Source organism: Citrobacter sp. FP75, from assembly GCF_018342065.1.
Classification (GTDB): Bacteria; Pseudomonadota; Gammaproteobacteria; order Enterobacterales; family Enterobacteriaceae; genus Citrobacter.
In genome coordinates, this window is record NZ_JAFDOE010000003.1 from 603,841 (window position 1) to 616,341 (window position 12,501).

13 protein-coding genes, 1 pseudogene and 1 other annotated feature are annotated in these 12,501 nt (G+C 53.9%); of the genes and pseudogenes, 4 read left to right on the forward strand and 10 right to left on the reverse strand.

What is annotated here, in order from left to right; genetic code table 11:
• Window positions 1-16: 16 nt before the first annotated feature.
• From hisIE to hisL, 9 genes are all read right to left on the reverse strand, one after another.
• Complete coding sequence (hisIE, locus tag JQ822_RS14080; protein WP_213133983.1) at window positions 17-628, reverse strand: bifunctional phosphoribosyl-AMP cyclohydrolase/phosphoribosyl-ATP diphosphatase HisIE; 612 nt, start codon at window positions 626-628, stop codon at window positions 17-19.
• The gene (gene hisF / locus JQ822_RS14085) at window positions 622-1,398 is read right to left on the reverse strand and encodes an imidazole glycerol phosphate synthase subunit HisF (protein ID WP_213133984.1); all 777 of its coding nucleotides are present in this window, start codon (window positions 1,396-1,398) and stop codon (window positions 622-624) included. The genes hisIE and hisF overlap by 7 nt, the downstream gene beginning before the upstream one ends.
• Window positions 1,380-2,117 (reverse strand): 1-(5-phosphoribosyl)-5-[(5-phosphoribosylamino)methylideneamino]imidazole-4-carboxamide isomerase, encoded by a 738-nt coding sequence (hisA, locus tag JQ822_RS14090; RefSeq protein ID WP_213133985.1) that lies wholly within the window; start codon window positions 2,115-2,117, stop codon window positions 1,380-1,382. Before hisA ends, hisF begins: the two co-directional genes overlap by 19 nt.
• A complete protein-coding gene (gene hisH / locus JQ822_RS14095) occupies window positions 2,117-2,707 on the reverse strand; it encodes an imidazole glycerol phosphate synthase subunit HisH (protein ID WP_213133986.1) in 591 nt (196 codons plus the stop codon). Before hisH ends, hisA begins: the two co-directional genes overlap by 1 nt.
• Window positions 2,707-3,774, reverse strand: a complete 1,068-nt coding sequence (gene hisB / locus JQ822_RS14100) for a bifunctional histidinol-phosphatase/imidazoleglycerol-phosphate dehydratase HisB (RefSeq protein ID WP_213133987.1) — start codon at window positions 3,772-3,774, stop codon at window positions 2,707-2,709. The genes hisH and hisB overlap by 1 nt, the downstream gene beginning before the upstream one ends.
• Window positions 3,771-4,850: a histidinol-phosphate transaminase gene (hisC, locus tag JQ822_RS14105; RefSeq protein ID WP_213133988.1), complete on the reverse strand. Its 1,080-nt coding sequence runs from the start codon at window positions 4,848-4,850 to the stop codon at window positions 3,771-3,773. Before hisC ends, hisB begins: the two co-directional genes overlap by 4 nt.
• Window positions 4,847-6,151: a histidinol dehydrogenase gene (hisD, locus tag JQ822_RS14110; RefSeq protein ID WP_213133989.1), complete on the reverse strand. Its 1,305-nt coding sequence runs from the start codon at window positions 6,149-6,151 to the stop codon at window positions 4,847-4,849. The genes hisC and hisD overlap by 4 nt, the downstream gene beginning before the upstream one ends.
• A 5-nt stretch (window positions 6,152-6,156) precedes the next feature.
• The gene (gene hisG, locus JQ822_RS14115; protein ID WP_213133990.1) at window positions 6,157-7,056 is read right to left on the reverse strand and encodes an ATP phosphoribosyltransferase; all 900 of its coding nucleotides are present in this window, start codon (window positions 7,054-7,056) and stop codon (window positions 6,157-6,159) included.
• A 46-nt stretch (window positions 7,057-7,102) separates the two neighbouring features.
• Window positions 7,103-7,225: a sequence feature (His leader region), on the reverse strand.
• Window positions 7,201-7,248 (reverse strand): his operon leader peptide, encoded by a 48-nt coding sequence (gene hisL, locus JQ822_RS14120; RefSeq protein WP_100250077.1) that lies wholly within the window; start codon window positions 7,246-7,248, stop codon window positions 7,201-7,203. It overlaps the preceding feature by 25 nt.
• 174 nt (window positions 7,249-7,422) lie before the next feature.
• On the opposite strand from hisL, the gene JQ822_RS14125 reads away from it, so the two are divergent.
• The 4 genes and pseudogenes from JQ822_RS14125 to JQ822_RS14140 all read left to right on the forward strand — a co-directional run bounded on the left by JQ822_RS14125 (window position 7,423) and on the right by JQ822_RS14140 (window position 10,848).
• Complete coding sequence (locus tag JQ822_RS14125; RefSeq protein ID WP_213133991.1) at window positions 7,423-8,247, forward strand: SDR family oxidoreductase; 825 nt, start codon at window positions 7,423-7,425, stop codon at window positions 8,245-8,247.
• Window positions 8,248-8,288: 41 nt separating this feature from the next.
• Window positions 8,289-9,273, forward strand: a pseudogene (locus JQ822_RS14130) (LysR family transcriptional regulator).
• A 161-nt stretch (window positions 9,274-9,434) separates the two neighbouring features.
• Window positions 9,435-9,497: a membrane protein YoeI gene (yoeI, locus tag JQ822_RS14135; protein WP_135324857.1), complete on the forward strand. Its 63-nt coding sequence runs from the start codon at window positions 9,435-9,437 to the stop codon at window positions 9,495-9,497.
• Window positions 9,487-10,848: an APC family permease gene (locus tag JQ822_RS14140; RefSeq protein ID WP_181596590.1), complete on the forward strand. Its 1,362-nt coding sequence runs from the start codon at window positions 9,487-9,489 to the stop codon at window positions 10,846-10,848. Before yoeI ends, JQ822_RS14140 begins: the two co-directional genes overlap by 11 nt.
• A gap of 63 nt (window positions 10,849-10,911) precedes the next feature.
• Here the strand turns inward: JQ822_RS14140 and sbcB are convergent, their stop codons facing one another.
• Window positions 10,912-12,336, reverse strand: a complete 1,425-nt coding sequence (sbcB, locus tag JQ822_RS14145; protein ID WP_213133993.1) for an exodeoxyribonuclease I — start codon at window positions 12,334-12,336, stop codon at window positions 10,912-10,914.
• Window positions 12,337-12,501: the final 165 nt, after the last annotated feature.

Genomic DNA, 12,501 nt, shown 5'->3' on the forward strand with positions numbered 1-12,501 from the left:
TTTTTACGCCTGAAGATCACTGATGACGCTGGCGTAAATTCTCAATCACCGTCGTCAGGTCGAGGTCCTGGTCTTGCAGCAGCACCAGCAGATGATACATCAGATCAGAGGCTTCATTTGTCAACTCGAAACGGTCGTTTACGGTCGCTGCCAGTGCGGTTTCTACGCCTTCTTCGCCCACTTTCTGTGCGATGCGTTTGGTGCCGCTGGCATAGAGTTTCGCCGTGTAAGAGCTTGCCGGGTCAGCGGTTTTGCGTTCAGCCAGCAGTTGCTCCAGTTGATACAGAAACAGCCACTGATGGCTAGCCTCGCCAAAACAGCTGCTGGTCCCTTTGTGGCAGGTTGGCCCAATCGGGTTCACCAGCACCAGCAGGGTGTCGTTATCGCAATCGGGTGTAATGCTGACCACATTGAGGACGTTGCCGGAGGTTTCACCCTTGGTCCACAGGCGTTGTTTGGTGCGCGAGTAAAAGGTCACTTTGCCGCTATCAAGGGTTTTATCCAGCGCTTCCGGGTTCATATAGCCCAGCATCAATACTTCGCCGGAGACTGCATGCTGGACCACGACTGGTATCAGTCCGTCGGTTTTTTCCCAGTCCAGTTCACGGCATTGTTGCTTCGTTAACATATCCTGATCTCCACGCCCTGCGTTGCCAGGTACGTTTTTAATTCACCAATATTGATAATTTGCTTGTGAAAGACGGAGGCGGCAAGTGCGCCGTCAACGTCGGCATCCCGGAAGGCGTCGAGGAAGTGTTCCATCGTTCCTGCGCCGCCGGAGGCGATCAGCGGGACGTGGCAAACGTCACGCACTTTTCTCAACTGTTCCAGGTCGTAGCCGTTGCGCACGCCGTCCTGGTTCATCATATTAAGGACGATTTCCCCCGCGCCGAGTTTCTGCACCTCCTGTACCCAGTCGAGCGTTTCCCACTGGGTGACACGGGTACGGCTTTCATCGCCAGTGTACTGATTAACGTGATACTTCCCGGTCTCAGCGTCATGCCAGGTATCGATACCCACCACGATGCACTGCACACCAAAGCGGTCAGCAAGCCGGGTGATCAGCGTCGGGTCAGCCAGCGCCGGGGAGTTAACCGAAATTTTATCGGCTCCGAAGGTCAGTATTTTGGCAGCGTCTTCCACCGACTTAATCCCGCCCGCCACACAGAACGGAATGTCGATCACTTCCGCCACGCGTGATACCCAGCTCTTATCCACCACGCGACCATCGCTGGAAGCGGTAATATCGTAGAACACCAGTTCATCTGCGCCTTCGTCGGCATAACGTTTTGCCAGCGGGACGATGTCACCGATTACCTCGTGATTGCGGAACTGGACGCCTTTTACTACCTGACCATCGCGAACGTCCAGACAAGGAATTATGCGTTTTGCCAGCATTGGATGGCCTCCTCAACGGTGAATTTTCCTTCAAGCAGCGCACGGCCGACGATCACGCCGCGCACGCCGGTTCCGCGCAGGGCGGCAACGTCGTCGATGTCACCAATACCGCCGGATGACTGAAAGGCTACCTGCGGGTATCGGGCACACACTTCTTCATAAAGCGACACGTTCGAGCCTGCCAGCGTGCCGTCGCGGGAGATATCGGTGCACAGCACATGCTTCAGACCAACGGGTAAATAGGTTTCAACCAGCTCTTCCAGCGAAACGCCGGAGTCTTCCTGCCAGCCGCTGACCGCCACTTGCTTATTGCCTTGATCGTCAATACGCACATCCAGTGCCAGTACCAGAGCATCCGCGCCAAAACGTTCAAACCAACTTTTAACGACTTCTGGTGATTTCACCGCCGTCGAGCCGACAACCACACGAGCCACGCCGGCCGCCAGCAGGGCCGCAACGTCTTCTTCCGTACGCACACCACCGCCAACCTGTACCGGCACGTTGACGCCAGCGACCAGCGTTTGAATCAAAGGGATCTGTCGCTTGAGCGGATCTTTTGCGCCGGTTAAATCCACCAGGTGCAGAACCTGAGCACCCTGGGCGGCGTAATCCTGCAAACGCGGCAGGGGGTCATTGCCGTAATCACGCTGCGTGGCGTAATCGCCCTGGTGGAGACGCACAACCGTGCCGTCGATTAAATCTAATGCTGGAATAATCATCACATCTCCAGAAAGTTTTTCAGCAACTGTGCCCCAGCGGCACCGGAACGCTCAGGGTGAAACTGGACGCCGAAGAAATTGTCCTTTTGTACCGCCGCGGTGAACGGTTCGCCGTAATGACACTGGGCGATGGTCCACGGGTTCACAGGCATAGCGTAGCTGTGTACAAAATAGAAATACGCGCCATCGTCAATTCCACGGAACAGACGATTTCCTGCCTGTGGATACACCCGGTTCCAGCCCATATGCGGCAGCGGCAGGCCGAAGTCGGTCATTTTAGGCACGTCCTGCTCAATAATATCTAACAGGTCAACGCCGTGGCTTTCTTCACTACGGCGGCCGAGCAGTTGCATGCCCAAACAAATCCCAAGTACCGGCTGTGTACAAGCTTTTATCAGCTCAATCAGGTCACGCTCCCGGAGTTGATCCATTGCGGCCTGCGCAGTACCAACGCCGGGCAGAAAGAGCTTATCGGCGCGCAGTACCACGTCGGCGTCGCGGCTGACTATCGGGTCATAACCATGACGTGCCACGGCGGATTTCACCGAGTTGAGGTTGGCGCAGCCGGTGTCGAGGATCACCACGTTCATCACAGCACTCCTTTTGAGGAGGGAAGGGTATCGCCTTCAACGCGAATAGCCTGGCGCAGCGTGCGGCCAAAGGCTTTGAACAGGCTTTCCACACGGTGGTGATCGTTCTTGCCCTTGGTTTTCAGGTGCAGCGTCACGCCCATGGTGTAAGAGAGCGAACGGAAGAAGTGCTCGATCATCTCGGTGCTCAGATCGCCGACGCGCTGATAGGTAAACTCAGCCCGGTATTCCAGGTGCGGGCGCCCGGAGATATCCAGCGCGCAGCGGGCCAGGCATTCGTCCATCGGCAGCACAAAACCGAAGCGGCTGATGCCACGCTTGTCGCCCAGGGCCAGTTTTAAGGCTTCGCCCAGCGCCAGGCCGGTATCTTCCACCGTGTGGTGATCGTCGATATACAGGTCGCCCTTGACGGTAATTTCCATGCAAAAACCGCCGTGGGTCGAGATTTGATCCAGCATGTGGTCAAAGAAACCGACGCCGGTATTTATTTTGCTGCGACCTTCGCGGTCCAGCCAGACTTTGACGTCAATCTGGGTTTCTTTAGTATTGCGCTCAACGTGGGCGTACCGGTCACGCTTAGTCAGCTGTTCACCAATCATCGACCAGTTCAGGGTGTCACGGTGGTAACGTAACCCGTTAATTCCCATGTTTTCAGCTAGTTGAATGTCGGTTGCGCGGTCGCCAATCACGTAGCTATTCGCAGCATCCAGCGCCTGCTCAACCAGGTACTGTTCGACCAGTTTCACCTTTGGTTTACGGCAGTCGCATTCATCCGCTGGCAGATGCGGGCAGATTAACACCTCATCAAACACCACGCCCTGCGAGGTGAAAATCTGCATCATCAGATTATGCGGACCGTCAAAGTCAGCCTGCGGGAAGCTTTGCGTTCCCAGCCCGTCCTGATTGGTAATCATCACCAGCTTAAAACCGGCTTTTTGCAATTTGAGAAGAGCGGGGACAACCTCCGGCTCAAAGGCCAGCTTGTCAAAGCGATCAACCTGAAAGTCACTTGGCGGTTCTGAAATCAGGGTTCCATCACGGTCAATAAAAAGATACTTCTGGCTCATACTTGCTCCGCACGTAAGGCGTCAATGACGCGCTGGCTCTCTTCACGGGTTCCGACGGTGATACGCAGGCAGCCGCTTAATGAAGGTTGTTTATTCTGGTCTCGTAAGATAATGCCCTGATCCCACAAAGATTTAAACACAGAACTGGAGGCGGTAAAGCGGGCAAGAATATAGTTAGTTTCAGAGGTGAAAATCTGCTCTACGCAGGGGATAGTTTTCAGCGCATCCACCAGATACTGACGCTCTTGCAGGATCTGCGCCACGCGTTCACGCATGGCGGCAATGCCTTGTGGTGTCAGTGCTTGTGCGGCAATGTCTGCTACCGGTGTAGAAAGCGGGTAGGGCGCAATCACTTTCAACAGCAGGTTGATAATTTCTTCATTGGCCAGCGTAAACCCGCAGCGCAGGCCTGCCAGGGCAAACGCCTTGGAAAGGGTGCGCAGAACTACCAGATTTGGATATTCAGCCAGCCACCCGGCCAGTGTCGCCTGCGGGCAGAACTCAATGTAAGCTTCATCGGCGACGACGATGGCTTTACCCTGGGTCATTTCAAGCAGCGAGCGCAGGTCCTGCGGGTTAATCAACTGACCGGTCGGATTGTTAGGGCTACAAACGTAAACCACCTTCACGCCATCAAGCTTGTCGGCAATGCCCTGTAAGTCGAGCTGCCAGTCAGCAAGCGTGGGCACGGTACGGCACTCAACGCCGATGGTCTCAGCGCTGACGCTGTACATGCCGTAGGTCGGTGGACAATAGAGAATGGAATCTTTGCCTGGTTCACAAAACGCGCGAACCAGCAGCTCAATACCTTCATCCGCTCCACGGCTGACCAGCACCTGCTCCGGTTTAACCCCCGCGTACTGCGCGTAATTCTCAATCACCGCTTTCGGCTGACATTCCGGGTAGCGGTTGAGCGTCTGCTGGCTGAGCTGAAACTCAACGGCAGTCGGAAACTCGTTAGCGTTCAGCCAGACATCGCCATTACCGCCCAGACGACGGGCAGACTGATAGGGCGTCAGTTCGCGGACATTTTTACGTGCTAAATCGGTAACGCTAAGAATGTTGTCAGTACTCATGCTTGCTCCTTGAGGGCGTTAACACGCAGGGTGACGGCATTTTTGTGGGCGGTCAGTCGTTCGGCGGCGGCCAGCGTTTCGATAGTTGCGGCCAGGGCTGAGAAACCTTGCGGTGATAATTCCTGAACGGTCATCCGTTTCTGGAAATCAGCCAGCCCAAGGCTTGAACAAGTCGCCGTGTAGCCGTAGGTTGGCAGCACGTGGTTAGTTCCTGACGCATAATCACCGGCGGATTCCGGTGACCAGTCACCGAGAAACACTGAACCGGCGCTGGTGATGTCATCGACCAGTGCGCGGGCGTTACGAGTCTGAATAATCAGATGCTCCGGACCGTACTGATTAGAAATCGCGATGCATTGCGCCAGATCCCGGGTCACAATCAGGCGACTGGCGCTCAACGCCTGACGCGCTGTTTCCGCGCGCGGCAGTTCGGCAAGCTGGCGTTCAACTGCGTCAGCAACGCGGCGGGCCATACCGGCATCCGGCGTCAGCAGGATCACCTGAGAATCCGGGCCGTGTTCGGCCTGCGAGAGCAAGTCGGAGGCGACGAAATCCGGGGTTGCGCCACTGTCGGCAATCACCAGCACTTCGGAAGGACCGGCTGGCATATCAATTGCCGCGCCGTCCAGACGCTGGCTCACCTGGCGCTTGGCCTCGGTCACCCAGGTATTACCGGGGCCGAAAATTTTGTCCACCTTCGGGACGGATTCGCTACCAAATGCCAGGGCTGCAATCGCCTGGGCGCCACCGACGTTAAACACTTCCTGTACGCCGCACAGCTGCGCGGCATACAGAATTTCGTCAGCGATGGGCGGTGGCGAGCATAGTACCACGCGCTGACAACCGGCAATACGGGCTGGGGTGGCGAGCATTAATACCGTAGAGAAAAGCGGTGCAGAGCCCCCCGGAATATACAGACCAACAGAGCTTACCGGACGCGTCACCTGCTGGCAGCGTACGCCGGGCTGCGTTTCAATATCTACCGCGGGCAGTTTTTGCGCATTGTGAAAAGTTTCAATGTTTTTCACCGCGACCGCCATCGCTTGTTTGAGGTCATCGCCCAGACGCGCACTGGCGGCGGCAATATCTTCGGCGCTGACTTTCAGCGCATTGACAGTGGTTTTATCAAACGTTGCACTGTATTCACGCAGCGCCGCATCGCCACGTGACTTGACGTTATCCAGAATGTCGCTGACGGTACGGGTAATGCTGTCCGAAGCAGAGATCGCCGGGCGCATCAGTAATTCGCGTTGCTGCTCGGGGTTACAGTTATTCCAGTCAATGATTGTGTTAAAGCTCATGGCTATCACTCCATCATCTTCTCAATCGGCAGCACCAGAATCGAACTGGCACCGAGCGCTTTCAGTTTTTCCATGGTTTCCCAGAACAGGGTTTCGCTGCTGACCATGTGCATCGCAACGCGCTGCTGATCGCCTGCCAGCGGCAGAATGGTTGGACGCTCTGCGCCTGGCAGCAGGGCGATGACTTCATCCAGACGTTCGGTTGGGGCGTGCATCATGATGTACTTGGATTCGCGAGCCTGGATAACGCCCTGAATACGGGTCAGCAGTTTATCAATCAACTGCTGCTTGGCTTCGGCCATCTCGCCGTCGCGCTGAATCAGACAGGCTTTGGAGCGGTAAATGACCTCCACTTCACGCAGGCCGTTGGCTTCCAGCGTGGCGCCGGTTGAGACCAGATCGCAAATCGCATCGGCCAGGCCCGCACGCGGTGCAACTTCTACCGAGCCGTTTAACAGGCAGGATTTAAACGTGACGCCTTTCTGATCGAGATAACGTTTAAGCAGGTGCGGATAAGAGGTGGCGACACGTTTACCGTTCAGCGAGGCCGGGCCTTCCCAGGCTTCGTCTGCCGGGGTGGCTAACGAGAGGCGACAGCCGCCGAAGTCCAGACGACGTAGCGTAAAGTAACGCGGATCTTCGCCCTGCGCCCGACGGTTGAGCAGTTCTTCTTCCAGAACGTTTTCACCAATGATGCCGAGGTCAACCACGCCGTCCATCACCAGACCCGGAATATCGTCATCACGCACGCGGAGAATATCAATCGGCATATTCTCTGCCATCGCAATCAGGCGCTGGGTGTGAAGATTAATTTTAATGCCACAGCGAGCCAGTAATTCGCGTGAATCATCGCTTAAACGGCCTGATTTCTGCATAGCTATGCGTAAACGGGTGTTATCTAACATTCTCTTGTCCTCGTTATCCTGTCTGAATCGGTCTGGGTTACGCACCAAAAAAAAGCCCCCGGAAGAATTCTTCCGGGGGCTTTCTCATACGCTCATGCACCACTGGAAGATTTAAATGTCTCCCAGCACACATCGCCTGAAAGACTAGTCAGGATGATGGTGATGATGGTGTTTAAATTGAGCGCGTGTCATAAATTTTCTCGATGAATGTTTATTCATTTGATGTCTTTTAACCTAAACCACTTTAGTCACCGAAAGCAAGGGCTTTTTTTGATCATTAATTCATTTCATATTGATACTATGAATTGTCAGTCACCGTGGGCTGGCGTAGCCTTGGGTAATAGGCCAAAAGTCAGGAGAGAAGGCATGAAAAAGGTCGCAATTGTCGGATTAGGTTGGTTAGGCATGCCGTTAGCCATGTCGCTTGCGGCGCGAGGCTGGCAGGTCACCGGCAGCAAAACCACGCTGGATGGGGTGGAAGCGGCCCGCATGAGCGGTATCGAAAGCTACTCGCTGCGCCTTGAACCTGAACTGGTGTGTGAGTCAGACGATCTCGATGCGCTGATGGATGCCGATGCACTGGTCATCACGTTGCCCGCCCGCCGAAGCGGACCGGGTGAAGATTTTTATCTGCAGGCGATGCAGGAGCTGGTTGACAGTGCGCTGGCATATCGTATCCCACGGATTATTTTTACCAGCTCGACGTCAGTCTATGGTGATGTGCAGGGAACCGTGAAGGAGAGCTCGCCGCGCAATCCGGTTACGGCAAGCGGTCGCGTGCTGAAAGAGCTTGAGGACTGGCTGCACAACCTGCCGGGGACGTCGGTGGATATTGTGCGCCTGGCCGGCCTGGTTGGGCCGGGAAGACATCCTGGTCGTTTTTTCGCCGGTAAAACGGCACCGGATGGGCAACATGGCGTCAATCTGGTGCATCTGGATGATGTGGTTTCTGCTATCTCTCTACTGTTGCAGGCACCGAAAGGGGGACACATCTATAATATATGTGCGCCTATGCATCCGGCGCGTAATGTGTTCTACCCTCAGATGGCTCGTTTGTTGGGGATGGAGCCGCCGGAATTCCGGGACGGTGTGGATAACGGTAAAGGTAAAGTCATTGACGGCAATCGAATTTGCAATGAACTTGGGTTTGAGTACCAGTATCCCGACCCGCTGGTGATGCCGATGGAGTGACAGACCAGCAGCGTGCCGTCATATGCCGCCAGGGGGCGAGTATGAAACCACTGCTGGACGTTCTGATTATCCTCGATGCACTAGAGAAAGAGGGAAGTTTCGCGGCGGCGTCGGCAAAATTGTTTAAGACGCCGTCAGCGCTAAGCTATACCGTTCATAAGCTGGAAAGCGATCTGAATATTCAATTGCTGGATCGCAGTGGGCATCGGGCGAAGTTCACCCGCACCGGTCAGATGCTGCTGGAAAAGGGGCGGGAGGTACTGCATACCGTCCGCGAACTCGAAAAGCAGGCCATCAAATTGCATGAGGGCTGGGAAAATCAGCTTGTTATTGGCGTGGATGACACCTTTCCCTTTTCACTGCTTGCCCCACTTATCGAATCCTTCTACCAACACCACAGCGTCACGCGGCTTAAGTTTATTAATGGCGTACTGGGCGGCTCCTGGGAGGCGCTCACCCAGGGGCGAGCCGATATTATCGTTGGGGCGATGCACGAACCGCCTTCGGCGAGCAACTTTGGTTTTGCGCGTTTAGGTGACCTAGAGCAGGTCTTTGTGATTGCTCCGCATCATCCGCTGGCGCAGGAAGACGAGCCGTTGCAACGCCTTACGATTAAACGGTTTCGCGCCATTGTGGTGGGTGACAGCACGCACCAGGCGAGTTTGTCTGGTTCTCAGTTGCTTGACGATCAGGATGCGATTACCGTTTTTGATTTTAAAACCAAACTGGAGCTGCAAATTACTGGCCTTGGATGTGGATATTTACCGCGCTATCTGGCGCAGCGTTTTCTGGACAGCGGTGCCCTTATCGAGAAGAAAGTGGCCGCACAAATCATGTTTGAGCCGGTGTGGATTGGCTGGAATGAACAGACGTCCGGATTAGCCAGCGTCTGGTGGCGAGATCAGATTTTAGCAAATAGTGCTATCGCGGGTGTCTATGTAAAATCGGGTGTCGATAAATCAGACAGTTAGGAAAAAATATTTATTTTTGGCCGTCTCAATCTCTTGTTATTTCTCTTCAATTTAGTGCAAAATACGCCGCTTGCAAAAAATGACATTAACCGACGTTTTAATACGCGTCGGTTATTTTTTTGCATCAAACCAATCATTCATAAAAGAGGCCGGGCTTCGTACCGGATAGATACTTACTAAAAACCGACAGTTGTTGTCGCTGAGGAATCCGTAAAAATGGGGCAATTTTTTGCTTACGCGACGGCGTTCACCGTAAAGGGGAATGACCATGTCGCATAACGTTACTCCAAACACCTCTCGCGTGGAATTACGTAAAACGCTTACGTTGGTTCCGGTTGTTATGATGGGCCTTGCCTATATGCAGCCGATGACGCTGTTCGATACATTTGGTATCGTTTCGGGCTTGACCGATGGTCACGTCGCGACGGCTTATGCTTTTGCATTGGTTGCAATTCTCTTTACTGCGTTGAGCTACGGTAAACTGGTTCGCCGTTTCCCGTCTGCTGGCTCGGCGTACACCTATGCTCAGAAATCCATTAGCCCGACCGTAGGCTTTATGGTGGGCTGGTCATCGCTGTTGGACTATCTGTTCATGCCGATGATCAACATCCTGTTGGCCAAAATCTACTTTGAAGCGCTGGTGCCGTCGGTTCCGTCGTGGATCTTTGTTGTCGCGCTGGTGGGCTTTATGACCATCTCTAATCTGCGCAGCATTAAGGCCGTAGCGAACTTCAATACCCTGATCGTTATTTTGCAGATGGGTATTGTGGCGGTAATTGTTGGCCTGATTATTTACGGCATTATGCACGGCGAAGGCGCGGGTACGCTGACCAGCACTCGTCCGTTCTGGTCTGAAGGCGCGCACGTGGTGCCGATGATCACCGGTGCGACTATCCTGTGCTTCTCGTTCCTTGGTTTTGACGGTATCTCTTCTCTGTCGGAAGAGACCAAAGATGCAGAACGCGTGATCCCGAAGGCTATCTTCCTGACCGCGCTGATTGGCGGCCTGATCTTTATCGGTGCTTCCTACTTCCTGCAGCTGTATTTCCCGGATATCTCGCGCTTTAAAGATCCGGACGCGTCACAGCCTGAAATCATGCTGTACGTAGCGGGTAAAACCTTCCAGTGGGGCGTGCTGGTATTCTCCAGTGTTACCGTACTGGCATCCGGTATGGCGGCACATGCGGGCGTTTCTCGTCTGATGTACGTGATGGGGCGTGATGGCGTATTCCCAAGCCGTTTCTTCGGCTATATTCACCCGAAATGGCGTACTCCGGCATGGAACGTGCTGCTGGTTGGCGCGATTGCGCTGCTGGCAATCAAATTTGACCTGGTGACGGCGACTGCGCTGATCAACTTCGGTGCGCTGGTGGCGTTTACCTTCGTGAACCTGTCTGTGATTTCGCAGTTCTGGATCCGCGAAAAACGCAACAAGACGCTGAAAGACCACTTCAACTACCTGGTAATGCCAGTGTGCGGCGCACTGACCGTTGGCGCGCTGTGGGTTAACCTGGAAGAAAGCTCGATGGTTCTGGGTCTGATCTGGGCGGGTATTGGTCTGGTTTACCTGGCTTGCGTGACCAAAAGCTTCCGCAACCCAGTACCGCAGTACGAAGATATCGCGCAGTAAAAAGTATTAAGCACAAAAAACCGGAGACGTGTAGAGTGTCTCCGGTTTTTTTATGCCTGTGCGTTACACAATCTCTTCTGCGTATTGCCAGAGTGATTTCAGTAACGCCAGCTTCTCTTTGTTATCCGCATACTGCTGACTCAGCATCTGCAATTCATTGGCATAGCTTTGTAAAAATTCTGCAGTGAACACCTGACGGCGATGGTCCAGCCAGCGCTGCTGTTCGGTCTCATCCAGCGATCCGGGGAAGTTACGCGCACGGTAATTAAACAGCAGCTTTTCAATACGCTTATCGACAAAGGTGATATCCAGTGCTGGTAAATTACGTGGGTCGGTTTCCAGAACGATTTTCATTGCGGCGCGGTCAGCATCGCTGAAAAAACCGTCATACAACTGAGCATCAACGTTGTCTGATGGCGCAAAAGGTTCCGCTTCAGCAAATATGGCCACCACTTTATCGCGAACCTGTGGGTTTTCGCGCAGGATTTTAAGATTATCCAGACAATGCTGGCGGTTAATCCCCAGCCGGTCGGCATCTTCCGGGCGTAGCGTGTTGGCCTGCGCCAGGACCGGACATTTGTTGATGTGCACCAGTTTCACCGGTATCGCTACGTTATCGCCCAGGTCGGCTTTAGCCGTGTAAAGACGTTCACGCAGAGTGTCGCTGTCCAGCTCAAGTAGAGGGGAGATATCACCGGCTAAATCAACCATGATGACCGCATTGCGATTGTCCGGGTGCCAGGCGAGCGGAGCAACCCAACTGGTATTGCCGCGCCATGCGCCGAACATGCCGGAGACATGCACAAGGGGTTTCATTTGTGGGACGTCGATCAGGGCGGCCAGTTTATGTTTGTTTCTATGGCTATAGAGATAGTCAAACAGGCGAGGCTGACGTGACTTGACCAGTTGCGCCATCGCAATGGTGGCGTACACATCGGCCATAGCATCGTGGGCGTTAGCGTGTTCAATGCCGTTGGCTTTGGTCAAATGCTCAAGACGAAAACTGGGTAACCCGTCGTCGTTTTCTGGCCAGTTAATGCCTTCCGGGCGCAGGGCATAACAGGCGCGCATAACATCCAGTAAATCCCAACGTGAATTATCGTGCTGCCAGCTCCAGGCGTAGGGATCGTAAAAATTGCGGTACAGGATATTGCGCGTCACTTCGTCGTCGAAGCGTACGTTGTTATAGCCCACAATACAGGTTTTGGGCACGGTAAACAGTGAGTGAATGCGGGCAGCAAACGTCGCTTCGTTCTCTCCTTTTTCACGCGCTTCCTGCGGCGTAATACCGGTGATGAGAACCGCTTCAGGATGCGGAAGATAGTCGTCCGCAGGCTTACAATAAAAGACCTCCGGGTCACCAATAATGTTGAACTCGTTATCCGTGCGAATGGCTGCAAATTGCGCGGGTCTGTCCAGCGCCGGATGGGTACCAAAGGTTTCGTAATCGTGGAAGAGAAACGTAGGGTGCTGCTTACCGTCATTCATTGTTCAGTTATGTCCGGGATCAATTTAGCGCTTTCCTAAGAATACCAAAAATGAGCGAGGTAATCAGCAAAGCGATTATCAGTTCGGGAAGTATGGCCGCAATAAAATTGAGATAATCGATGTTTATATATATTTTTTTAATTAATTGAGCGCTCTTAACCCTAT

What these genes read in the sequence shown, in the direction of transcription:
- hisF (WP_213133984.1), bottom strand. Translation starts at nt 1,398, where the DNA reads ATGCTGGCAAAACGCATAATTCCTTGTCTGGACGTTCGCGATGGTCAG.
- hisD (WP_213133989.1), bottom strand. Translation starts at nt 6,151, where the DNA reads ATGAGCTTTAACACAATCATTGACTGGAATAACTGTAACCCCGAGCAG.
- JQ822_RS14140 (WP_181596590.1), top strand. Translation starts at nt 9,487, where the DNA reads ATGTCGCATAACGTTACTCCAAACACCTCTCGCGTGGAATTACGTAAA.
- hisH (WP_213133986.1), bottom strand. Translation starts at nt 2,707, where the DNA reads ATGAACGTGGTGATCCTCGACACCGGCTGCGCCAACCTCAACTCGGTG.
- sbcB (WP_213133993.1), bottom strand. Translation starts at nt 12,336, where the DNA reads ATGAATGACGGTAAGCAGCACCCTACGTTTCTCTTCCACGATTACGAA.
- hisG (WP_213133990.1), bottom strand. Translation starts at nt 7,056, where the DNA reads ATGTTAGATAACACCCGTTTACGCATAGCTATGCAGAAATCAGGCCGT.
- JQ822_RS14125 (WP_213133991.1), top strand. Translation starts at nt 7,423, where the DNA reads ATGAAAAAGGTCGCAATTGTCGGATTAGGTTGGTTAGGCATGCCGTTA.
- hisIE (WP_213133983.1), bottom strand. Translation starts at nt 628, where the DNA reads ATGTTAACGAAGCAACAATGCCGTGAACTGGACTGGGAAAAAACCGAC.
- hisC (WP_213133988.1), bottom strand. Translation starts at nt 4,850, where the DNA reads ATGAGTACTGACAACATTCTTAGCGTTACCGATTTAGCACGTAAAAAT.
- hisA (WP_213133985.1), bottom strand. Translation starts at nt 2,117, where the DNA reads ATGATTATTCCAGCATTAGATTTAATCGACGGCACGGTTGTGCGTCTC.
- hisB (WP_213133987.1), bottom strand. Translation starts at nt 3,774, where the DNA reads ATGAGCCAGAAGTATCTTTTTATTGACCGTGATGGAACCCTGATTTCA.